15 protein-coding genes and 1 pseudogene are annotated in these 21,591 nt (G+C 74.4%); 11 read left to right on the top strand and 5 right to left on the bottom strand.

Translation table 11 applies throughout. From position 1 onward, the window contains the following. Window positions 1-93 precede the first annotated feature (93 nt). The 7 genes from gltB to EV376_RS31130 all read left to right on the top strand — a co-directional run bounded on the left by gltB (window position 94) and on the right by EV376_RS31130 (window position 15,537). Window positions 94-4,845 carry a glutamate synthase large subunit gene (gene gltB, locus EV376_RS26965; protein WP_130327770.1) on the top strand — a complete coding sequence of 1,584 codons (4,752 nt, stop codon included), beginning with the start codon at window positions 94-96 and terminating at the stop codon, window positions 4,843-4,845. Further along, window positions 4,838-6,346, top strand: coding sequence for a glutamate synthase subunit beta (locus EV376_RS26960; protein ID WP_130327768.1), 1,509 nt, complete (start codon window positions 4,838-4,840; stop codon window positions 6,344-6,346). Before gltB ends, EV376_RS26960 begins: the two co-directional genes overlap by 8 nt. A 209-nt stretch (window positions 6,347-6,555) precedes the next feature. Next, window positions 6,556-8,010: an MFS transporter gene (locus EV376_RS26955; RefSeq protein WP_130327766.1), complete on the top strand. Its 1,455-nt coding sequence runs from the start codon at window positions 6,556-6,558 to the stop codon at window positions 8,008-8,010. Between the two features lie 184 nt (window positions 8,011-8,194). Then, the gene (locus tag EV376_RS26950) at window positions 8,195-8,992 is read left to right on the top strand and encodes an SGNH/GDSL hydrolase family protein (protein WP_130327764.1); all 798 of its coding nucleotides are present in this window, start codon (window positions 8,195-8,197) and stop codon (window positions 8,990-8,992) included. Between the two features lie 119 nt (window positions 8,993-9,111). Next, a complete protein-coding gene (locus EV376_RS26945) occupies window positions 9,112-11,796 on the top strand; it encodes a type 1 periplasmic-binding domain-containing protein (RefSeq protein WP_130327762.1) in 2,685 nt (894 codons plus the stop codon). 100 nt (window positions 11,797-11,896) lie between these two features. Beyond that, window positions 11,897-14,506 carry an FtsK/SpoIIIE domain-containing protein gene (locus EV376_RS26940; RefSeq protein WP_130327760.1) on the top strand — a complete coding sequence of 870 codons (2,610 nt, stop codon included), beginning with the start codon at window positions 11,897-11,899 and terminating at the stop codon, window positions 14,504-14,506. Further along, complete coding sequence (locus tag EV376_RS31130; RefSeq protein WP_486482818.1) at window positions 14,506-15,537, top strand: hypothetical protein; 1,032 nt, start codon at window positions 14,506-14,508, stop codon at window positions 15,535-15,537. Before EV376_RS26940 ends, EV376_RS31130 begins: the two co-directional genes overlap by 1 nt. A 10-nt stretch (window positions 15,538-15,547) precedes the next feature. Here EV376_RS31130 and EV376_RS26930 read toward each other — a convergent pair whose 3' ends face one another. The 3 genes from EV376_RS26930 to EV376_RS26920 all read right to left on the bottom strand — a co-directional run bounded on the left by EV376_RS26930 (window position 15,548) and on the right by EV376_RS26920 (window position 17,004). Beyond that, on the bottom strand, window positions 15,548-16,006 hold the full coding sequence (locus tag EV376_RS26930; RefSeq protein WP_130327758.1) for a hypothetical protein: 459 nt from the start codon (window positions 16,004-16,006) through the stop codon (window positions 15,548-15,550). A gap of 573 nt (window positions 16,007-16,579) precedes the next feature. Beyond that, a complete protein-coding gene (locus EV376_RS26925; protein WP_130327756.1) occupies window positions 16,580-16,780 on the bottom strand; it encodes a hypothetical protein in 201 nt (66 codons plus the stop codon). Beyond that, a complete protein-coding gene (locus EV376_RS26920) occupies window positions 16,777-17,004 on the bottom strand; it encodes a hypothetical protein (protein WP_130327754.1) in 228 nt (75 codons plus the stop codon). The genes EV376_RS26925 and EV376_RS26920 overlap by 4 nt, the downstream gene beginning before the upstream one ends. 257 nt (window positions 17,005-17,261) lie before the next feature. On the opposite strand from EV376_RS26920, the gene EV376_RS26915 reads away from it, so the two are divergent. Together EV376_RS26915 and EV376_RS26910 are read left to right on the top strand one after the other, a co-directional pair. After that, a complete protein-coding gene (locus tag EV376_RS26915) occupies window positions 17,262-17,480 on the top strand; it encodes a winged helix-turn-helix domain-containing protein (RefSeq protein WP_130327752.1) in 219 nt (72 codons plus the stop codon). A 273-nt stretch (window positions 17,481-17,753) separates the two neighbouring features. Beyond that, window positions 17,754-17,972, top strand: coding sequence for a winged helix-turn-helix domain-containing protein (locus EV376_RS26910; RefSeq protein WP_130327751.1), 219 nt, complete (start codon window positions 17,754-17,756; stop codon window positions 17,970-17,972). A gap of 128 nt (window positions 17,973-18,100) precedes the next feature. On the opposite strand, the pseudogene EV376_RS26905 reads toward EV376_RS26910, so the two are convergent. After that, window positions 18,101-18,924: pseudogene (locus EV376_RS26905) on the bottom strand (IS5 family transposase). A gap of 191 nt (window positions 18,925-19,115) precedes the next feature. Here EV376_RS26905 and EV376_RS26900 point away from each other — a divergent pair. Beyond that, window positions 19,116-19,547: a hypothetical protein gene (locus EV376_RS26900; protein WP_130327749.1), complete on the top strand. Its 432-nt coding sequence runs from the start codon at window positions 19,116-19,118 to the stop codon at window positions 19,545-19,547. Window positions 19,548-19,556: 9 nt separating this feature from the next. On the opposite strand, the gene EV376_RS26895 is transcribed toward EV376_RS26900, so the two are convergent. Next, entirely contained in the window at window positions 19,557-19,940 is a 384-nt protein-coding gene (locus EV376_RS26895) for a PIN domain-containing protein (RefSeq protein ID WP_130327747.1), read from the bottom strand. Window positions 19,941-19,954: 14 nt separating this feature from the next. On the opposite strand from EV376_RS26895, the gene EV376_RS26890 reads away from it, so the two are divergent. Then, window positions 19,955-21,388 carry a DEAD/DEAH box helicase family protein gene (locus EV376_RS26890; protein WP_486482940.1) on the top strand — a complete coding sequence of 478 codons (1,434 nt, stop codon included), beginning with the start codon at window positions 19,955-19,957 and terminating at the stop codon, window positions 21,386-21,388. The last annotated feature ends 203 nt before the right edge of the window (window positions 21,389-21,591 follow it).

Here is a 21,591-nt window from a genome sequence, read left to right as displayed (position 1 = left end):
GCCTTGCGCGGACCCCCTTAACGTAAACTCAAATGACCCCTGCGGGCCGACGTCGTCCCCACCGAGATCAACTGAGTGACGACAGGAGGCCCGGTGGCCTTTCCGTACCCGCACCGCAGCCTGCAGCAGCTCCCGCACCTCGGCCCCGGAGCACCCGCGGCCGGGCTCTACGATCCCGCGTACGAGCACGACGCGTGCGGCGTGGCCTTCGTGGCGGACCTGCACGGCCGACGGTCGCACGGGGTGGTGGCGAAAGGGCTCGCCGCGCTCCGCCGGCTGGACCACCGGGGCGCCCGGGGCGCCGAGCCGAACACGGGCGACGGCGCGGGGATCATGACGCAGGTGCCGGACGCGTTCCTGCGCGCGGTGGTGGACTTCCCGCTGCCGCCGGTCGGGGAGTACGCGACCGGGCTGGTGTTCCTCCCGGACGACGACGAGGCCGAGGCGCGCGCCCGCCGGGTGGTCGAGAAGTACGCGCTGGTCGAGGGCGCCGACCTGCTCGGGTGGCGGGACGTGCCGGTCGACCCGTCCGGTCTCGGCGAGACGGCCGTCGCGGTGCTGCCCCGGATCCGGCAGCTCTTCCTGGCCGCGCACCGGCTCACCGACTCGCCGGCCGGCCCGGCCGGGTCCCGGCTGGGCGGCCTCGAGCTGGAGCGGGTGGCGTTCTGCGTCCGCAAGCAGGCCGAGCGGGAGTCGGCCGAGCGTGGCGTGCCGGCGTACTTCCCGTCGCTGTCCGGCCGCACGATGGTCTGGAAGGGCATGCTCACGCCGGACCAGCTGCCGGAGTTCTATCCGGAGCTGACCGACGAGCGGGTGGCGAGCGCGATCGCGCTGGTGCACTCCCGCTTCTCCACCAACACGTTCCCGTCCTGGCCGCTGGCCCACCCGTACCGCTTCATCGCGCACAACGGCGAGATCAACACCATCCGCGGCAACCGGAACTGGATGCAGGCCCGGGAGGCGCTGCTGCGTACGCCGGACCTGCCCGGCAACATCCGCCGGATCTTCCCGGTCTGCACGCCGGGCGCCTCCGACTCGGCCAACTTCGACGAGGTCCTGGAGCTGCTCCACCTCGCCGGCCGGAGCCTGCCGCACGCGGTGCTGATGATGATCCCCGAGGCGTGGGAGAACGACCCGGACATGCGCGCCGACAAGCGCGCCTTCTACCGGTTCCATGCCAGCCTGATGGAGCCGTGGGACGGGCCGGCGTCGGTGGCGTTCACCGACGGCGAGATCGTCGGCGCGGTGCTGGACCGCAACGGCCTTCGCCCCGGACGCTGGTGGCAGACCTCCGACGGGCTGGTCGTGCTCGGCAGCGAGGCCGGCGTCCTCGACCTGGACCCGGCCACCGTGGTCGCCAAAGGGCGGCTCCAGCCGGGGAGGATGTTCCTGGTCGACACCGCCGGCGGGCGGATCGTGCACGACGACGAGATCAAGACGGAGCTGGCGGCGGCGCAGCCGTACCAGGAGTGGCTGCACGCCGGTCTCATCGAGCTGACCGACCTGCCGGCCCGCGAGCACATCGTCTACACCCACGACTCGGTACGCCGCCGGCAGCAGACCTTCGGCTACACCGAGGAGGAGCTGAAGATCCTGCTCGCGCCGATGGCGCGGGCCGGCGCCGAGCCGATCGGCTCGATGGGCACCGACACGCCGATCTCCCCGCTGTCGACCCGGCCGCGGCTGCTCTACGACTACTTCCACCAGCTCTTCGCCCAGGTCACGAACCCGCCGCTGGACGCCATCCGCGAGGAGCTGGTGACCAGCCTGCAGTCCACCATCGGGCCGGAGGGCAACCTGCTCGACCCGGGCCCGGCGAGCTGCCGCCAGATCGTGCTGCCGTACCCGGTGATCGACAACGACGAGCTGGCGAAGATCCTCTCCATCGACGAGGACGGGGACCTGCCCGGCTTCAAGGCGGTCCGGGTCTCCGGGCTGTACCGGGTCCGGGAGGGCGGCGCCGGCATCAAGGCCCGGCTGACCGAGATCTGCCGGCACGTCTCCGAGGCCATCGAGGACGGCGTCCGCATCCTGGTGCTCTCCGACCGGGACTCCAACGCCGACCTGGCCCCGATCCCGTCGTTGCTGCTCACCGCGGCGGTGCACCAGCACCTGGTCCGCGAGCAGACGCGGACCCAGGTGGCGCTGGTCGTCGAGTCCGGTGACTGCCGGGAGGTGCACCACGCGGCGGTGCTGATCGGGTACGGCGCGGCGGCGGTCAACCCGTACCTGGCGTTCGAGTCGGTGGAGGACATGATCTCCACCGGCGTGCTGGCCGGCGTCGAGCCCGCCGCGGCCGTCCGCAACTACGTCAAGGCGCTCGGCAAGGGCGTCCTGAAGATCATGTCCAAGATGGGCATCTCGACCGTGTCGTCGTACTGCGGTGCCCAGGTCTTCGAGGCGGTCGGGCTGGACGCCCGCCTGGTCGAGCGCTACTTCCGGGGCACCCCCAGCAAGATCGGCGGGATCGGGCTGGCGGAGATCCACGCCGAGGTGGCCGCCCGCCACTCGCGCGCCTGGCCGGCGCCGGGCGCGGCGGCGACCGACCGGCTGGAGGTCGGCGGCGAGTACCAGTGGCGCCGCGAGGGCGAGCTGCACCTGTTCAACCCGGAGACGGTCTTCCTGCTCCAGCACGCCACCCGCAGCCGCCAGTACGACGTCTTCCGCCGGTACACCGCCAAGGTGGACGAGCTGGCCGCGCAGGCGGGCTCGCTGCGCGGCCTGTTCACGCTGCGCACCGGGGTACGCCCACCGGTGCCGGTCGAGGAGGTCGAGCCGGCCAGCGAGATCGTCAAGCGGTTCGCCACCGGCGCCATGTCGTACGGGTCGATCTCGGCGGAGGCGCACGAGACGCTCGCGATCGCGATGAACCGGCTCGGCGGCAAGTCCAACACCGGCGAGGGCGGCGAGGACGTCGAGCGGCTGTACGACCCGACCCGCCGGTCCGCGGTGAAGCAGATCGCCAGCGGCCGGTTCGGGGTGACCAGCGAGTACCTGGTCAACGCCGACGACATCCAGATCAAGATGGCCCAGGGCGCCAAGCCCGGCGAGGGCGGTCAGCTGCCCGGCAACAAGGTCTGGCCGTGGATCGCGCGGACCCGGCACGCCACGCCGGGCGTCGGCCTGATCTCCCCGCCGCCGCACCACGACATCTACTCGATCGAGGACCTGGCCCAGCTCGTCCACGACCTCAAGTGCGTCAACCCGTCGGCGCGGGTGCACGTCAAGCTGGTCAGCGAGGTCGGCGTGGGCACGGTCGCGGCGGGCGTCGCCAAGCTCAAGGCCGACGTCATCCTCATCTCCGGCCACGACGGCGGCACCGGCGCGTCCCCGCTGAACTCGCTGAAGCACGCCGGCACGCCGTGGGAGCTGGGGCTCGCCGAGGCGCAGCAGACGCTGCTGCTCAACAAGCTCCGCGACCGGGTCACCGTCCAGGTCGACGGGCAGCTCAAGACCGGCCGGGACGTGCTGGTCGCGGCGTTGCTCGGCGCCGAGGAGTTCGGCTTCGCCACCGCCCCGTTGATCGTCGAGGGCTGCGTGATGATGCGGGTCTGCCACCTGGACACCTGTCCGGTGGGCATCGCGACGCAGAACCCGGTGCTGCGCGAGCGGTTCACCGGCCGCCCGGAGTTCGTGGAGAACTTCTTCCTCTTCCTCGCCGAGGAGGTCCGGGGCTACCTGGCCGAGCTGGGGCTGCGCTCGATCGACGAGGCGATCGGCCGGACGGAGCTGCTCGACGTCACGCCGGCGGTCGACCACTGGAAGGCGTCCGGTCTCGACCTGAGCCCGGTCCTGCACCTGCCGGAGCTGCCCGAGGGCACGGCCCGTCGCGGCGTACGCGCCCAGGACCACGGCCTCGACCTGGCGCTGGACAACGAGCTGATCGCGCTCGCCGCGCCGGCGCTGCGCGACGCGGCGTCGCGGGCGGAGGCGGCCGGCGCCGAGGCGCGGGCGCCGCACGTCCGGGTGGAGGTGCCGATCCGCAACGAGCACCGCAGCGTCGGCGCGATGCTCGGCGGCGAGGTGACCCGCCGCTACGGTGGCGCCGGCCTGCCCGCCGGCACGATCGAGTTCGACCTGCGCGGCACCGCCGGGCAGTCGTTCGGCGCGTTCCTGCCCCGCGGGGTGACCCTGCGGCTGTACGGCGACGCCAACGACTACGTCGGCAAAGGGCTCTCCGGCGGCCGGCTGGTGGTCCGCCCCGACGACGCGGCGCCGTTCGTCGCCGCCGCCGCCGCGCCGGGCGCGCGGGCGGAGGACCAGATCATCGCGGGCAACACCATCCTGTACGGCGCGACGTCGGGCGAGGTGTTCCTGCGCGGCCGGGTCGGGGAGCGGTTCGCGGTGCGCAACTCGGGCGCGGTGGCCGTCGTGGAGGGCGTCGGCGACCACGGCTGCGAGTACATGACCGGCGGGACCGTCGTGGTGCTCGGGCCGACCGGGCGTAACTTCGCCGCCGGCATGTCCGGCGGCACCGCGTTCGTGTGGCGGCTGGACCGGCGGCTGGTGAACACCGAGCTGGTGGACCTGGCGGCACTGGGCGAGGAGGAGCGGGCGACGCTGCACGAGCTGGTGCAGCGGCACTTCGCCGAGACCGACTCGGCGGTCGCCGAGGAGTTGCTCAAGCGCTGGCCGGAGGCGGTGGAGGAGTTCACCGCCGTGGTGCCCCGGGACTACCGCCGGGTGCTGGAGATCATGCGGGCCGCCGAAGCCGCCGGCCACGACGTCGACGAGGCGGTGATGAGCGCGCTGGCCGCCCCGGCGGCGCAGCCGGCGCCGTCCGATCCGGCAACGCCGGTGCCGCCCGCCCCGCGGGCGACCGCCCAGGAGGTGGCTCGTGCCTGATCCGAACGGTTTCCTGCGTTACGACCGGCGGTTGCCGGCCCGCCGGCCGGTGCCGGTGCGGATCATGGACTGGCGCGAGGTCTACCCACCGGCGGGTGAGGAGCTGATCCGCGAGCAAGCGACCCGCTGCATGGACTGCGGCATCCCGTTCTGCCACGACGGTTGCCCGCTGGGCAACCGCATCCCGGACTGGAACGACCTGGTCCGGACCGGCAACTGGGCCGCCGCGGTCGAGTCGTTGCACGCCACCAACAACTTCCCGGAGTTCACCGGTCGGCTCTGCCCGGCGCCGTGCGAGGCGGCCTGCGTGCTCGGCCTCGGCGGCCAGCAGCCGGTCACCATCAAGCAGGTCGAGGTGGAGATCGCCGACGCGGCGGTGGCGGGCGGCGGGCTGCGGCCGCGTCCGGTGCCGCCGCCGACCGGCAGGTCGGTCGCCGTGGTCGGCTCCGGCCCGGCCGGGCTCGCCGCCGCGCAGCAGCTGGCCCGCGCCGGTCACGCGGTCACCGTGTACGAGCGGGACGACGCGCTGGGCGGCCTGCTCCGGTACGGCATCCCGGACTTCAAGCTGGAGAAGCGGCACATCGACCGGCGGCTGGCGCAGCTCGCCGCCGAGGGGGTGCGCTTCCGGACCGGGGTGGAGGTCGGCGTCGACGTGACCGCCGAGCAGCTGCGCACCGAGCACGACGCGGTGCTGCTGGCCTGCGGCGCCCTCGCCGGCCGGGACACCCCGGAGACGCCCGGCCGGGCGCTGCGCGGCGTCCACCAGGCGATGGATCACCTGGTCGCGGCCAACCGGGTGGTCGCCGCGGCCGGGGCGGGCCGGCCGGCCCGCGCCGTGCTGCCCGACGGCACGCCGATCGACGCGGCGGGCCGGCACGTGGTCATCATCGGCGGCGGCGACACCGCGGCGGACTGCCTGGGCGTCGCCCACCGGCAGGGCGCGGCCGGTGTGCACCAGCTCGACCTCTACCCGCAGCCGCCGCGCGGCCGGGACGAGGCCCGGGACCCGTGGCCGACCTGGCCGTGGATCCTGCGCGAGTACCCGGCCCACGAGGAGGGCGGCGAGCGGGTGTTCGCGGTCGCCGTGCGGGAGTTCGTCGACGACGGTACGGGCGCGGTGCGGGCGGTCCGGATCGCCGAGGTGACCGTGGAGAAGCGGGACGGCCGGCGCGTCGTCACCGCGCTGCCGGGCACCGAACGCGAACTACCGGCCGAGCTGGTGCTGCTGGCGATCGGCTTCGACGGCACCGAGGAGCAGCCGCTGCTCGACCAGCTCGGGGTGGCCCGCAACGGGCGCGGCACGATCGACGCCCGACCGGACTGGCAGACCGCCGTGGACGGCGTCTTCGTCGCCGGCGACATGCACCGCGGCGCGTCGTTGATCGTGTGGGCGATCGCCGAGGGCCGGGCGGCTGCCGCCGCCATCCACGCGTACCTGGGTGGCCCGGGGTCGCTGCCGGCGCCGGTGTACCCGGCGGCGCAGCCGCTGGCGGCCCGCTGACCTGACCCGACGCCCCCGGTCCGGCCGAGCCCGGACCGGGGGCGTCGTCGTGCCCGGTTCGTCCCACGGCGGTCCGGCCCGCCCGAACCGGCTCGGTGAACCCCCTCACGTACGGCGGCGGAACGGGTTCGCGCCGGTCAGACTTGGCGCCGGCCGGGCCCGGAGTGGTCCGGCCTTCGCATGTCCGCCGGTCCGGTCGGGAGGTCCCCGTGGCGTTCGGAGCCACATTCGCCGCGCTACGCCACCGCAACTACCGGATCTGGGCCGGCGCGGGGTTCGTCTCCGTCGTCGGCACCTGGATGCAGGTGCTCGGGGTCAACTGGTACGTCCTCGCCGAGACCCGTTCGGCGACGTCGATGGGCCTGGCCGTCCTCCTCCAGGCGGTCCCCGCGCTGCTGCTCAGCGCCTGGGGCGGGGCGCTGGCGGACCGGCTGTCCGCCCGGCCGCTGTTGATCGCCGCGCAGGGCGCCCACGCGGCGCTCGCGGCGGGCCTCGCCCTGGTGGCCGCGACCGGTGCCGGCGGCCTGCCGGCGATCTACGCGATCTCGCTGGCGACCGGCGCGGTCTCCGCCGTCGAGGGTCCGATGATGGGCCGCTGGTGCTCGACCCTGGTGGACCGGGACACCCTCGGCAACGCTCTCGCCCTCGGTTCGCTGACCAACTCCGCCGGGCGGATCCTCGGCATGAGCGCGGGTGCCGTGGTGGTCGCGGCCGTCGGCCCGGCGCTGCTGTTCGCGGTCAACGCCGTCAGCTTCGTCGCGGTCATCGCCGCCCTGTCGGCGATCCGGGAGCGCGACCGGTACGCCCCGGAGCCGGCCGACGCGGCCCCGGAGGCCAACGGGATCCGGGCCGGCTTCCGCTACCTGCTGCGTCAACCGGTGGTGCTGGTCGCGCTGGCGCTGTCGTTCGTGCTGGGCAGCCTGGGTCGCAACTACCAGGTGACGATGGCCGCGATGAGCGACGGCCCGCTCGGCGGGGGTGTCGCCGGGTACGGGCTGCTCTCCACCGTCTTCGCCGTCGGCACGGTGCTCGGCGCGTTCGTGGCGGCCCGCCGCCGCCACCTCGGGTACGGCGTCCTGGTCGGCGCCGGACTGCTGGCCAGCACGTTGCAGGTCGTCGCCGGGCTGGCGCCGGGCACGCTGAGCTTCGCGGCGGTCATCTTGCCGGTGGCCGCCGCGGCGGTGGTCATCGACACCACGGTCGGCGCCCGGGCCCAGCTCGACACGGACTACGCCATGCGCGGTCGGGTGCTCGCCGCCCTCGCGGTGACCGGCTCCGTCTCCGCCGCCGTCGGGGCGCCGCTGCTCGGCTGGCTGTCCGAGCACGCCGGCGCGCGGCAGACCCTGGTGCTGGCCGGAACGGCCACGATGCTGGCCACGGTGGCGGCCGGGGTGGCCCTGGACCACCTGCGGGAGCGGCGGCTGCGGCACCGGGTCGCGCGGATCCTGACCGCCCGGGTGGTGCGGCGTCCGGTCCGCCGGGTGGTCGCGGCGGCCCGGGTCGTCCGTCCGGCCCCGCAGGTCGTCGGGCGGACCCGACCGGTGGTGTCCGGCGCGTTCCGGCCCCTGCGGTCGGCCGGGCGTCGCTGGGTGGCCCTGCGCCGGCCGGCGACGCCGCGCCCGCGCAACCGGAGCGCGGCCGGCCGGTCGCTGCCGGGCCGTTGACAAGGGGCCCTGCCACTCCGCCAGGCGTTGCTAAGGGGCCCCTGCCGGCCCGCCGTCGCGGCTTAACGGCTATTCACTTTATCCAAATGTTTCGATAGCATTACCGACTAGTAACAACCGTTGCACCCCTGGCCACGCGCGCGGTCACAGGGCCACCACCACCCCTGTCCTGTGGAGGTCCCTCATGCCACACCGCCCGCTGGCCCGCGCCCTGGCCGCGCTGGTCGCCCTGTTCACCGCCGTCGCCGGGGCGGTACTCGTCCCCGGCACCGCCCAGGCCGCCACCGTCAACTACGTCGCGCTCGGCGACTCGTACTCCTCCGGCGTCGGCGCCGGCCCGTACGACCTGTCCACCTGCCTGCGCAGCCAGAAGTCGTACGCCCCGCTCTGGGCCGCCGCGAACGCGGTGACCAGCTTCCGGTTCCCGGCCTGCGGCGGCGCGGTCACCTCCGACGTCATCAACAACCAGGTGAGCTCGCTGAGCACCAGCACCACCCTGGTGACCATCACGATCGGCGGCAACGACGCCGGCTTCGCCGACGTGATGACCACCTGCCGCTTCGAAAGCACCGCCAACTGCACCAACGCCGTCAACGCGGCCAAGACGTTCGCCACCACCACCCTGCCCGGGCGGCTGGACGCCACGTACGCGGCGATCCGCAACCGGGCGCCCAACGCCCGGCTCATCGTGCTCGGCTACCCGCGCCTGTTCGAGACCGGCTGGTGCGGGCTGCTCGGAATGAGCAGCACCAAGCGACAGATGCTCAACGAGGCCGCCGACGTCCTCGCCAGCGTCACCGCCGCCCGGGCCGCCGCGGCCGGGGCCACCTTCGCCGACACCCGCCCCTACTTCGCCGGGCACGGCGTCTGCGCGTCGAGCCCATGGATCAAAGACGTCACCGGGATCATCGAGGCGTACCACCCGAACGCCGACGGCTACCGCTACGGCTACCTGCCGGCCCTGAACGCCGTCACCGGCTGACCGCGCCCACCCGGCGGCCGGTGGTCCACCCCGGACCACCGGCCGCCGGCCCGCTTGCTCCCGACCGCCACACTGAGGTGATCGGACGGGCACGCTGCGCCACTGACCCGGGGGTGACCATGCGCGAGTCGACCAGCCAGAAGCCGCCACCGGCCAGCCGGGACCGGCTGCCGGCCGGCGGCTGGGAGCTGCTCGGGCTGCTCGCCCGCCTGCTGCGCCGGCCCCGCCGCGGCGACCGCCGGCTCCCGGTGCTGTGGCTGGTCCGGCCACCCGGCACCGCCGACCTGATGGCCCTCGTCCGCCGCTTCCTCGGGCAGGGGCCGCGGCGCCGCGTCCCGCACGCCGTCCTGGACACCGCCGCCCAGCCCGCCGACATGCCCACGCTCCTGCGGGAGCTGCACCGGCAGCTGTCGCTGGAAGCCTTCGGCACGACCCGGCTGCGCTTCGAGCACTACCGGCTCGCCGACTGGCTGATGCAGCAGAGCCTCAGCGTCGGCCTGGACGCCGGCGAGGGCCGCTCGGCGCTGGTCCGCCGGCTGCGCGACCGGCGCGGGCCGCGCGGCCTCGCCGACCCGGTGCCGGCCGGCGGCGACACCGTCTCGATCGTGTCGCAGCTGCTGCTCTGGCTGGTCCGCCGGGCGGTGCCCGGCGCGGTCTTCCGGGTCGCCGTCTCCGGCCGGGTGCCGGTGCTCGGGCGGCGCTACCGCTGGTTCATGCGCCAGCAGTACCTGGCGCCCCGCCAGTCGGTCACGTTCCTCGGCTTCGCGGAGCGGCTCACCGCGGGCTGGCGCGACGGGGAGCAGCCCGACCAGGTCGACAAGCTGCTGCTGCACGCGTTCCTGGAGGACCTGCGCCAGGCGTACCGGCGGCGGCTGTGGCGCCCGGCCGACTGGCGGCGCACGGCGTACCCGGTCCTGCTGCTCGACGGCGTCGCACCGGGCAACCCCGGGCACCTGCTGGTCCGCCTGCTCACCGACGTCCGCAACGAGACCGGGCGCAACGACCCGCTGCTGGTGGTCGCCGCCGCCGACGGGCCGCCGCCCGAGCTGCCTGAGCCGCACCCGCTGGACGAGGCCGACGAGGCGTACGACGAGTGGTCCGAGGCGCTGCCCGAGATGCGCCGGCTACGCCGGGCGGCCGCCTGGCTGGTGGTACTGCGGCCGGACAACGCCGAGAGCGGCCCGCCGCCGCGCGGCGGCCTGCGTCCGTTCAGCGCGCCGGAACCGCCCTGGTGGTCCCGGCGTTTCCTGCCGGCCGCGCTGGCCCTGGTGCTGGTGGCTGCCGGCAGCACCTGGGCCGGCACCCGCTGGGGGCCCGGCTGCCACCCGTCGCTCACCGGCGGTCGGGTCGCCGTCGAGATGGTCGACGGCGAGTGCGTCGGCTACAGCGACAGCGCCGCCCAGCTGTTCAACAACGACCCCGGCCAGGACCGGCTGCGCGCGGTGCAGGAACGCATCTTCGCCCAGAACCGCGCCACCGAGGAGGTGTGGCGGCGCAGCGACCGCCGCCGCCCCTACCTGACGCTGGTCTACCTGGGCACCCTCACCGGCAACCGCACCCGCGCCGACGAGGAGTCCTACGTGTCCGAACGCGAGGAGCTGGAGGGCATGGCCACCGCCCAGTACGCGCTGCTGAAGGAGTCGGCCGGCGCGGACGGGGCAGCGCTGCTGCGCATCGTCGTCGCCAACGGCGGCCGGCAGATGCGGCACGCCGACCGCGCCGTGGCCATGCTCGCCGACCTGGCCCGCGACGACCCCACGGTGCTCGGCGTGATCGGCATGGTGGAGAGCCGCGCCAGCACCGCCCGGGCGCTGGCCGAGCTGAACCGGGTCGGCCTGCCGGTGCTGGCGCCCACCCTGTCGGCCGACCGGATGGACGCCAACTCGCGGCTGTACCTCCAGGTCAGCGCGCCCAACACCGACCAGGTCCGGATGGTCGAGGCGTACGCGCGGCAGGTGCTCAAGGTCGACGAGGCGCACGTGTACTGGACGACCGGGGAGGGCAGCTCGCTGGAGCGGGACCTGTACGTCAACACCCTCGTCCACGGGTTGCGGGAGCGGTTCGGCCCGCGGCTGACCCGGCTGGAGGAGTGGCGCACCGGTAAGCGGCTGACCGTCGAGTGCGGCTACCCGGGCCTGCTCTTCTTCGCCGGCCGCTGGTCGGAGTTCGACGGGTTCCTGCGGGCGCTGCGCGAGTGCGGCGACAACCCGCCCCGGCACCTCGTCGGCGACGACTCGGTCAACCGCTACATCGCCAACCCCGGGCTGCGCGCCGCGGCACCCGGCAACATCCCCGTCACGTACGTGTCGAAGGCGTCGCTGGGCACCTGCGACGCGCTGCGGGCCGCGCAGCAGCGGCGCGACGAGGCCCGGGCCACGTTCCTCACCTGGATCCAGGCCGACGACCTGCTCGACCCGCCCCGCTGCCGGCCCGACCGGCCGCACCCGGTGGGGGAGCGGGTGAGCCTCGCGTACGACGCGGCGATGATGATGGTCCGCGCCGTGGAGAGCCTGGCCGCCCGGCTGCACCACGCCGACCCGGGGCAGCGGTGGGAGCCGACCGCGGTCAACCCGGTCGGCGTGCACGCCGAGGTGCTGCGGCAGAACGCCGGCCGGGGCTACCCGGGCGTGTCCGGCCTGATCCGGTACCTGCCGGACTCGGGCGAGCCGGTCGACAAGCGGCTCGCGCTGATGCGGGTCGAGCGGGTGCCGGACGTGACCGTCGAGCCGGTCGAGGTCTGGGCCTGCGGCGTCACCGACCGCCCGGCCGAGAGCCCCGCCCCCTGTGGACCGCCGCCGCGCTGACCGGCGTGTCGGGTCGTGTTCGGACTGTCCCGGTGCCGCCGCGGTCGGTTAAGGTTCTCGGCGGACCGGGACGGGCGAGGCGACGGGAGCGGGAACGAGGGTGGGCAGGCTCGCGTCGGCGTACGGGCAGGCGGCCGCGGCCCACCGCGCGGCCCGGGCGCACCTCGACACCGCCCGCCGCGCGCTCGGCGCCGCCCCGCCGCCCGCGCCGCCGGCCGGCGCGGCCGATCTGCTCGCCCGGCTCGCCCATCTCGGCGGCGAGCTGGCCACCCCCACCCCCGGCGCCACCCCGCTCGGCGCCGGCCCGGTGCCGGTACGCCTCGGCGAGGCGGCCACGCCGCTCGGCGGCTTCCCGGTCGTCGTCCCGCTCGGCGGCGGTCACCACCTCGCGGTCGACACCGACGCCCGCGACCCGCGCGTGGCCGGCCTGCTGCGCGCGGTGGTGCTCCGGCTGCTCGCCACCGCCCCGCCCGGCGCGGTGCGGGTCGCCGGCCTCGACACCGCCGCCCTCGGCGCCACCTTCGGGCCGCTGCGCCCACTGCTGGACGCCGGCGTGCTCGACCCGCCGGCGACCACCGAGGCGGAGGTCACCGCCGTACTCGACGCCGCCGAGGCGCACGCCCGCACGGCCCGCGCCGCCGACCGGCCCGACCAGGACCTGCTGCTCGTGGTCGCCGCGGGCCCGCCGCCGCCGCGGGAGGCCGCCCGGCTCGCCGCGCTCACCCACGCCGGCCCGGCCGCCGCGGTGTGCGTCCTGCTCGCCGGCGACACCGGGACGCCCGCGCTCGGCACGGCGACGACGGTACGCCTCGACGGCGACGACGCCCACGTGGGCGACCCGCCCGGGCACCCGTTCAGCGCCGACGGCAGTGGTCTCGCCGCCCCGGTGCGCCTCGACGGCGACCCGCCCGCCGCGTCCGTGGCGGCGCTGGCCGGGCACCTCGGCGCCGCCGTCCGGCAGGGCGCGCTGCCGCACTTCGCGGACCTGCTGCCCGGCCGGCGCTGGGCCGAGTCGTCGGCGGGCGGTCTGCGTACCGTGGTCGGCCGCTGCGGGCGGGATCCGGTCACCGTCGCCTTCGACGACGCCACCCCGCACTGGCTCGTCGGCGGGCGCACCGGCGCCGGCAAGACGGTGTTCCTCCTCGACGTCCTGTACGGGCTGGCCGCCCGCTACTCCCCGGCCGAGCTGCAGCTCTACCTGCTCGACTTCAAGGAGGGGGTGAGCTTCACCGAGTTCGTCCCCACCGGCCGCGACCCGTCCTGGTTGCCGCACGCCCGGGCGTGCGGCATCGAATCCGACCGGGAGTACGGCGTGGCGGTGCTCCGCGAGCTGCGCCGGGAACTGCAGCGCCGCGCCACCGCGTTCAAGCGGCACGGCGTCACCAAGCTGGCCGACCTGCCCCGGGAGGCGCGGCTGCCCCGGGTGGTCGCGGTGGTCGACGAGTTCCATGTGCTGCTCGCCGGCAACGACGCCCCCGCCCGGGAGTCGGTCGACCTGCTGGAGGAGTTGGCCCGCAAGGGCCGCTCGTACGGCGTCCACCTGGTGCTCGCCAGCCAGGCCACCACCGGCATCGAGGCCCTCTACGGCCGTGCCGAGGCGATCTTCGGGCAGTTCGCGCTGCGGGTGGCGCTGCCCGGCGGCGGTGGAGTGCTCGACCCGCTGAACGACTCCGCCGCCACCCTGCCGGTCGGGTCCGCCGTGCTCAACACCGCCGCCGGCGCGGCCGGCGCGGACAGCGTGGTCCGCTTCCCCGACGCCCACGCGAGCGCCGCCGAGCTCGCCCGGCTGCGCCACGAGCTGTGGGCGGCCCGCCCGACCGGCGCGCGCCCGCCGTCGGTCTTCAAGGGGTACGAGACCGCGCGGCTGGAGGACGACCCCACCTACACCGGGCTGCGTCCCGGCGGGCGGCGTCCCCTGGCTCTGGTCGGCCGCACGGTCGACGTGGACGGCACCACCGCCCTGTTCATCATGGACACCGCCCCGGGCCGGCACCTGGCCGTGGTGGGCACCTCCGCCGCCGGCGCCGAGGTGCTGCGCGCGGCCACCCTCAGCCTGGCCCGCCAGCACGCTCCCGGCGACGCGCGGTTCCTGCTCGCCCCGCTGGTGACCGCCGCCGAGCCGGCCGTGGCCGACACGGCCGGCGCGCTGGCCGCCGCCGGCCACCCGGTCGAGCGCCTCGACGCGGCGGCGCTGCGCGCCCGGCTCGGGGAACTGGCGGCGGACCCCTCGGCCGAGGCGCCCGACGGCGCGACCTCCGGTGGCGCGCCCTCAGGTGGGGCGGCCTCCGGTGGCGCGACCGCTCCCGGCGAGGCGGCCGGCGGCCGCACCTACCTCGTCGTGTTCGGTGTGGACGCCGCGACCGGCGTGCTGACCGCCGCCGACCCGGCCACCTTCCGCACCGGTCACGACGACCTGCGGCAACTGCTGCGGCAGGGCCCCGGGCGGGGGGTGCACCTGCTCGGCTGGTGGCGCGGGCTGCGCCGGCTCGCCGACGACCTGGGCGGCACGCACAACCGCGACGACGTCGCCTGCCTGGTCGCGTTGAACGTGCCCGGCGCCGACCTCGCGCTGCACCTCGGCGTGCCCGAGCTCAGCTACCAGCCGCGCGCCGACCGGGCCCTGCTGGTCGACCGGCACGACCACCGCACCCGGCTGGTCGTGCCGTTCGCCCGCGACGGCCAGCCCGCCGACGACGACGGGGAGGGTTGATGTCCTTCGCCGACTACGCCGCCCTCGCCCGGCTGCTCGCCGAGCAGCGCCGCGCCGGCGAGCGGGGCGCCGCCGCGGAGGCCGAGCGCCGGCGCGACCTGCACGCCGCCGTCGCGTCCCTCCAGCACCGGCTCACCGCCCAGGGGCAGCGCCTCGACCAGCTCGGCCGCGCGATCGGCGCGCAGCCCGCCGCGGTCGGCCCGCCGTCTCCGCCCGGCGGTCCGCCGCCGGCCGCGCCCCCTGGCCCACCGGCACCCACCGTGCCGGGCAGCCCGACGGCCCCGGTCAGCGATGACGTGCCGACTGCCGGATCGGTGTGGGCGCGACCGCCGGCATCCGCGCCGGTCTCGGGTGCGCCGCTGCCGCCGCCGGGCCCGCCGTCCCCGGCCCCGGCGTGGGGCGGGCCGGCCGCACAGCCCGGCTCACCGCCGGCCGCGCCGGTCTCGGGTGCGCCGCTGCCGCCGCTGGCACCGGTCGGGCCCACCGGCAGCGGGCCGGGGACGGGGATGATCGGCGGCGCAGCCGCCGCGCCGGGGCGGCCGGGGGTCGGGGCGTACCCCTCCGGTGGGGTGGGGGAGACGGCGCTGGCGGTGCCGGGGCCCCGCGCGGGCGACGCGGACCCGGCGGCGGAGCTGGAGCTGGCGCGGCGCTACGCCGACGAGGCCGACCGGTACGGGCAGCAGGCCGAGCTGCTGGCCCAGCGGCCCCCGCTGCTGCCGACCTGGTCGCCGGTGTCCCGGGCGCTCGCGGTGTACCTCGGCTGCGCCGCGCTCGGCGTGGTCCTGATGCTGGTGATGGTGCTCGCCTCCGGGGTCGGGATGGTCGACTCCTTCACCCTGTACGCGTGGATGTGTGCCGGCCTGCCGGCCGTGGCGCTGATCGCCGGCTGGCTGGTGCTGGGCCGGTTCGGCCGGGCGCCGATGGTCGCCGGTACGCCGCCGCGCTACCCGCTGCTCGGGATCGCGGTGTGCTTCCTGGCGGTGCCGCTGGCCTACTGCGGCTACCTGGTGCTCTTCCGCACGGTGCTCTGAACGCCGACGCTCAGGTCGACTCGGCTTCGGTACGCGGGTCGGGGACGGGAGTGGAGCTGGCTGCGGCGGCCTCGGCGGCGGTCAGGAAGGCGTCCATCTCGTCCGCGGTCAAGCCCTCGTCCTCAAGTAGCGCGAGCAGCAGCACGGTGCCGACAGTGACGGCTGTGGCGGTCCCGGGTGGCGGCGGTCGCTCCCCGAGCGCGGCACCGAGCAGCGCTTCGGCCAGCGCCGGGTCCACGTCGCACCCGGTCAGGTCGTAGCGTTCCCGGGCCGCCGAGACGAACCGGATCAGCGGCGCGCGATCCTGGCCGGCGGCGAACCGGCGGCGGACCGCCACCAGCAGCGCCCCGGCCAGCAGGTCCGCGTACCGTCGCCACTGCGGCTCGGTCAGCCGCCGCAGGCGCCGATCATGGCGGCTGATCCGGCCGTCGAGCAGGGCACGCAGCGTGCGGGTCAGGTCGTCGGTCATCGGTGCCTCCAGAGTCGTCGGGGTCGGTTCCGTGCACGTGCGACGGCCAGCGCCGCCGCCGCGCGCAGCCCGTCGGCCAGCACGGCGGCGGGGATGCCCGGAGCGAGGGGGAGTGTCCGGGCGGGTTCCGGCGCGCAGGTCAGCCCGGCGACCCACCGGTCGATCGCCCGGCCGCCGATCGCCAGCCGGATCGCCACCACGTCGAGCCGGCCGACGGCGGCGGCGAACCGCCGCGCCGCAGTGGCATCGCCCGGGGGTAGCGCGGCACGCTGCCGCCCGACGCCGCCGTGGGTCGGGGCCGCCCGACGGAGGCGGTCCTCGGCCGCCCCCCAGCCACCAGCGCACCCGAGCCGCCTCGGCGGCCGCCCGGTCCGCGTCGGCGCGGGCTTCCCGGAGCGCCGCCAGCAGGTCACCCGCCGACGCGTCGGTGGCGCCGGCCTGGGCCAGGCCGGCGTACACCAGGCTCAGTGCCCGCCAGCTCTCGGTGACCGCGTCCCGCCAGGGCAGCCGCCGGCCGGGCGGCCCGGCTCCGTGCAGCACCGCGCCGGCCCGGTCGGCCGGCGCGATGCCGGCCTACCAGGCGGTACGCAACCGGTCCACCGGGGCGGCGTACCGGGTGAGCCGGTTGCGCGCGGCGCGCTGCTCGTCGCACGGACCGGGCCGCCCGCAGCGCCGGCAGACTCCGGTGTACGCCTCGGTGCCGTGCTCCGCGATCGTCTGCCGCGCGTCGGCCAGCTCCCGGTCGACGTGCCGGCGCAGCTCGGCGGCGTTCACCGGCTGGTCCGCACGGTCGCTGCCTTGACCAGTTGGGCGAAGCGGACTTCAGGACAGGGGTACGCCTCGCCGCACCCGCACACCCAGCGGGTGACCGTGCGGGGTGGGTGCGCGAAGAGGATGTCGTCGGCGTCCTCGATGTCCTGAGCGGATGCCAGCCGGTCAGCCGGTCCTGGGCTGTGCCTCGCGGGTGGAAGGTGGAAGTCGTCGGGATCGTGGCGCACGAGGGTGTCTCCCGTCCGTCGGTAGCCGTGCGGGTGGCCGTGGCCGGTGTGCGGGCCGACCACGGCACGCCCGACCGACCGGGGGGATCGACCGGCCGGGCGCTCTGTGCGGTGGGAAAACCAACTCCGGTTTGCAGACCTGGGAGCCGGTCGATTCGAACTTTACACAACTAGTCACGGAAAGCAAGGACCTCATCACGTTACTTGTCACAAGTAGTCGTGCGTGATCGAATGACGGTGCAGACCTGGGAGTGCGAATGCCCGTCAAACCAAAGTGGGAGCAGCTCGCGGACCATATCCGGGAGCAGATCGAGTCGGGTCAGCTCCAACCCGGCGACAAGCTGCCGTCGACTGCTCAGCTCAAGGAGCAGCACAAGGTGTCGAGCACTGTGGTGCGACAAGCCGTCCTCGTGCTGCAAACGCAGGGCTGGGTGCATGGAGTGCACGGGCTCGGAGTCTTCGTCACGGAGCGCTGAGGTTGCTACGGCCACGGCTCGGCGACGTCCTCGACGTCCTGGGTGAATGCCAGCCGGTCGGCCGGTCCGGGGCTGTGTCTCGCGGGTGGTGGGTGGAAGTCGTCGGGTTCGTGGCGCACGAGGGTGTCTCCCGTCCGCCGGTAGCCGTGCGGGTGACCGTGGCCGGTGTGCGGGTCGGCCACGGCACGCCCGGCCGACCGGGGGCTGGCTGGCCGGGCGCTCTGTGCGGTGGGGAAGGACCAACTCCGTAGGCGCTGACCAGGGAGTATCGCTATGCCGCCGAGCCCGAAATGGGTCGAACTTGCCGAGCAAATCCGTGAGCAGATCGCGTCGGGCGCCTTGTCGCCCGGTGAGAAGCTGCCGTCCACCTCGCAACTCTGCGAGATCCATAAGGTTTCGTCGATCGTCGTGCGCAACGCGATGCTGACCTTGAAGGCCGAAGGTTTGCTTGTCGGCGTCCCCGGTGTGGGCGTCTTCGTCGCCGAGCGCTGAAGGTTGAACCACTGGTGATCGCGGGGTCGCGGTGGGTGCGCGAGTCTCGTACTCTCCTCTGTGGTCACTGTCGGTGCGTGTCCTGGCGTTCGTTGTCGCAGCAAGCCTCCTAGGCCGTGTCTCCTGGATCATGGTTTGGGGCGGTCTGGTTTCGCGCGTAGCCAGATGAGGATGTCGGCGATCTGCACGGTGGCGCGGTAGCGGCAGGCGAGCTTGTCGTACCTGGTGGCCACGGCGCGGAACTGCTTGCGCCGGTTCATCAGCCGTTCGATGGTGTTGCGCTGCCGGTAACGCTGCGGGCGGAACGAGGGCGGACGACCCCCGCGTGACCCTTTCCTGGCGCGGTTGGCCTTCTGGTCGTCTTTCTCGGGGATGTCGTGCGGGATGCGCCGGGCCCGCAGCGATCGGCGGTTGCCGCGCGAGCTGTAGGCCTTGTCCGCGGAGAGGGAATCGAGGCGTTTGCGTGGGCGGCCGATCCGGCCGGGGCGGGCCACGGCCACGTCGTCGAGCAGCCGCACCAGCTGGCGGGTGTCGTGGTCCTGGCCTGGGGTCAGGTGGCTGGTCAGGTTCCGGCCCCGCCCGTCCCCGATCGTGTGGATCTTCGTGGTCCACCCGCCGCGCGACTTGCCGAGCCCTTCCCGTCGCGCTGCGTCACTGCTGTTCAGCCCCCTTTACGCGCGCCGGCGGCGTGCTGGTGGGCCCGCACGATCGTGGAATCGGCGTTGCCGTGCCAGTCCAGGTCCCCGGCAGCGTCCGCCTCGGTGTGCAGCATCGCCTCGATCCGCGCCCAGGTCCCGTCCTCCTGCCAGCGGACGAACCGCTTGTACAGCGTCTTCCACGGCCCGTACCGTGCCGGAACGTCCCGCCACGGCACCCCGGTACGCACTCGGAACACGATCCCGTTGATCACCTGCCGGTGATCACGCCATCGCCCGCCACGCTGCGGTGTCATCGCCGGCAGCAACGGCGCGATCCGCGCGTACTCGACCTCGCTCAGCTCAAACCGCCCACTCACGACAGACGTGGATAGCCGAATCTGCACCCAAGATCCAGGAGACACGCCCTAGCGCTCCGGCCGAAGGGCGAAGGCGAGTGGTGGTTCAACTATCTGGACAAGGTGGAGGCGGCTATCGAGGCGGCGGGATGAGCGATGCGGCGCGCGACGGCGGGGATCTGGACGGGTTCCACATCGAGCATGTGCCGGCCGAGGTCGGCGAGGAGGTGTCGGACTTCGCCAGCGAGTGGGAGGACGTCAGCTTCGCCACCCGGGTATGGGAGCGGCAGGTGCCCGAGGGCTACCGGGTGGACCTGCGGATCCATGTGCTGCGGGGTGAGCGGCTGACCGACCTCGACGCGCTGCGGGACTTCCTCGCCGAGTATCACGAGCGCGATCCGGCCGATTGGTCGCTGACCGAGTTCACCCACGGCGAGAGCGCCGGCCTGCTCGACGGCACGCAGGCGTTCTGGCTTGCCGAGCCCGGCGTCGCCGTCAACGTCGTGATCGATTCCGAGCTGGTCGACTCGGCGGAACTGCTGCCGATCGCCGGCGGAGTGCGGCTGCCGGATCCGGATTAACTGATCACGTCAGATGGTGCGGATCGTGATGAGGTCTTCGAGTCCTGCGAGGTCGTCGGCGTTGCGGGTGTAAACGGCGGCGTCGTGGGCATGGGCGGTAGCGGCGATGAGTAGGTCCATCACCCGGGCTCGCGGCTGGCGGCCGGTCTCGACGACGCGGGCGGCCAGTCGTGCGTAGCTGTCGGCGATGGCGTCGTCGATGGGCAGCGGATCGAATCGGCGTTGGATGGCGCTCAGCCGCGCCAACCGGAGCGCCCTCGCCTCGGCGGTCTTCGCGATCAGGACACCGAACTGGAGCTCGGCGAGGCTGGCGACGCTGATGGCCAGTTCTCCTGGAATCGGGGTTACGTCATTGGCGATGAGAACGCTGGTGTCGAGGATGCCGCGGCTCACCGCTCGACCATCCGCTGCTGGTCTTCTACGGTGCGGGCGCGGAGGCGCTGGTCTATGTCGATGCCCAGGCGGCGATGGTCAAGATGCGGACCTTCGGCGAGGTGCTCGCCAAGGACGTCGTACGTCGGACCAACGCCAAGCCGACCAGCGGCAGGTTCGTGCACCAGGTGCAGGCGCTCAACGCCGCCGGCGCACTGGTCCCGCACGTCTTCACCGCGTTCGAGCGCCTGCGCAGTGTCGGGAACAAGGCCGTCCACGACCACCTCGACGAGCTGCGTACCGCGCTGGAGCTGCTGCACACCTGCTTTGAACTGGGGCTGTGGTTCCACCGGCTCCTGACCGGGGACCGCGCGCCCATCGGGTTCGTGCCGCCGACCCCGCCGCCCGCGCAGGTGCCCGCCACTGTCGTCGAGGGACTGCAAGCCGAGATCGCCCGCTACAAGCAACAGTTGGCCGACACCAAGCTGCTGCTGGAGGACAAGCCGTCGCTGGCCCAGGCGCGCGACGAGGCGACCCTCGCCGCGGAACGGGCCATCCTGGCCGCCGACGCCCGGCGCGGGGAGGCGGCGTCCCTGGTGGCGAGCCTGACACCGGCAGCCGAGGTGGCACAGCAGGAGTTCGAGAGCGCCAAGGCACCGAAGATCTCCGCGGCGAAGCGGGAGGAGTTCATCGCCCGCGCCCGGCGCGCATCCCGGGAGCCGCTCAACGAGTTGCAGACCCGGGCCGAGATCGACCGGCAGCTCGCCGCCGCCGGCTGGCTGGTCCAGGACGAGAGCCAGCTCAACCTGTACGCGGGCACCGGCGTCGCGGTCCGCGAGGTGACCCTGGCGACCGGCCGGGCCGACTACCTGCTCTACGTCGAGCAGCGGCTGGTCGGCGTGATCGAGGCCAAGCGGGAGGGCACCGCGCCGCGCGGGGTGGAGGCGCAGCTCGACCGCTATCTCAAGGGCCTGACCGCCGCGCAGAAGCTCGCCGCGTGGCGACGGGACGCGCCACTGCCGTTCGGGTACGTCGCCACCGGCACCGAGACCGCCTTCGTCAACCGGCTCGACCCGTACCCGCGTACCCGTGAGGTTTCTGCCTTCCACCGGCCGGAGACCCTCGCGCGGTGGATGCGGGAGGCGGACGACGACCCGGCCGCGCCGACGCTGCGCGCCCGGCTGCGCCGGATGCCGGCGCTGGACCGGCTCGGCCTGCGGCCCGCGCAGATCGACGCGATCGACGGCCTGGAGCGGTCGCTGGCCGAGGACCGACCCCGGTCGCTGATCCAGATGGCGACCGGCGCCGGCAAGACCTACACGGCGGTGACGGCCAGCTACCGGCTGCTCAAGCACGCGCGGGCGCGGCGGATCCTGTTCCTGGTCGACCGCAACAACCTCGGCAAGCAGACCCTCCGCGAGTACGCGGCCTACCAGACGCCCGACGACGGCTGTCCACAAGCACGCTGATCAAGTGGTGGTTGAGGTTATCGACAGCTACGCGGACGTTGTGCTTAACGCCGGAGCGAACGAGCTGTCGCACCTCGGTTGGAAGTGGTGTGCCGGGTTCACCGACAAGACAGTCGCCAAGGAGCGCGGCTTGGAGCTCGCTAGCCGGCGCTTGGACGTTCCTCCCGTGCTTGTAGCAAAGGAGTAGGTCGGTCGACGGCCGG

The organism is Micromonospora sp. CNZ295 (genome assembly GCF_004217535.1).
This window is presented reverse-complemented; position numbering and strand designations above follow the sequence as displayed.

What these genes read in the sequence shown, in the direction of transcription:
- EV376_RS26900 (WP_130327749.1), top strand. Translation starts at nt 19,116, where the DNA reads ATGAGCGATGCGGCGCGCGACGGCGGGGATCTGGACGGGTTCCACATC.
- EV376_RS26910 (WP_130327751.1), top strand. Translation starts at nt 17,754, where the DNA reads ATGCCGCCGAGCCCGAAATGGGTCGAACTTGCCGAGCAAATCCGTGAG.
- EV376_RS26915 (WP_130327752.1), top strand. Translation starts at nt 17,262, where the DNA reads ATGCCCGTCAAACCAAAGTGGGAGCAGCTCGCGGACCATATCCGGGAG.
- EV376_RS31130 (WP_486482818.1), top strand. Translation starts at nt 14,506, where the DNA reads ATGTCCTTCGCCGACTACGCCGCCCTCGCCCGGCTGCTCGCCGAGCAG.
- EV376_RS26930 (WP_130327758.1), bottom strand. Translation starts at nt 16,006, where the DNA reads ATGACCGACGACCTGACCCGCACGCTGCGTGCCCTGCTCGACGGCCGG.
- EV376_RS26945 (WP_130327762.1), top strand. Translation starts at nt 9,112, where the DNA reads ATGCGCGAGTCGACCAGCCAGAAGCCGCCACCGGCCAGCCGGGACCGG.
- EV376_RS26950 (WP_130327764.1), top strand. Translation starts at nt 8,195, where the DNA reads ATGCCACACCGCCCGCTGGCCCGCGCCCTGGCCGCGCTGGTCGCCCTG.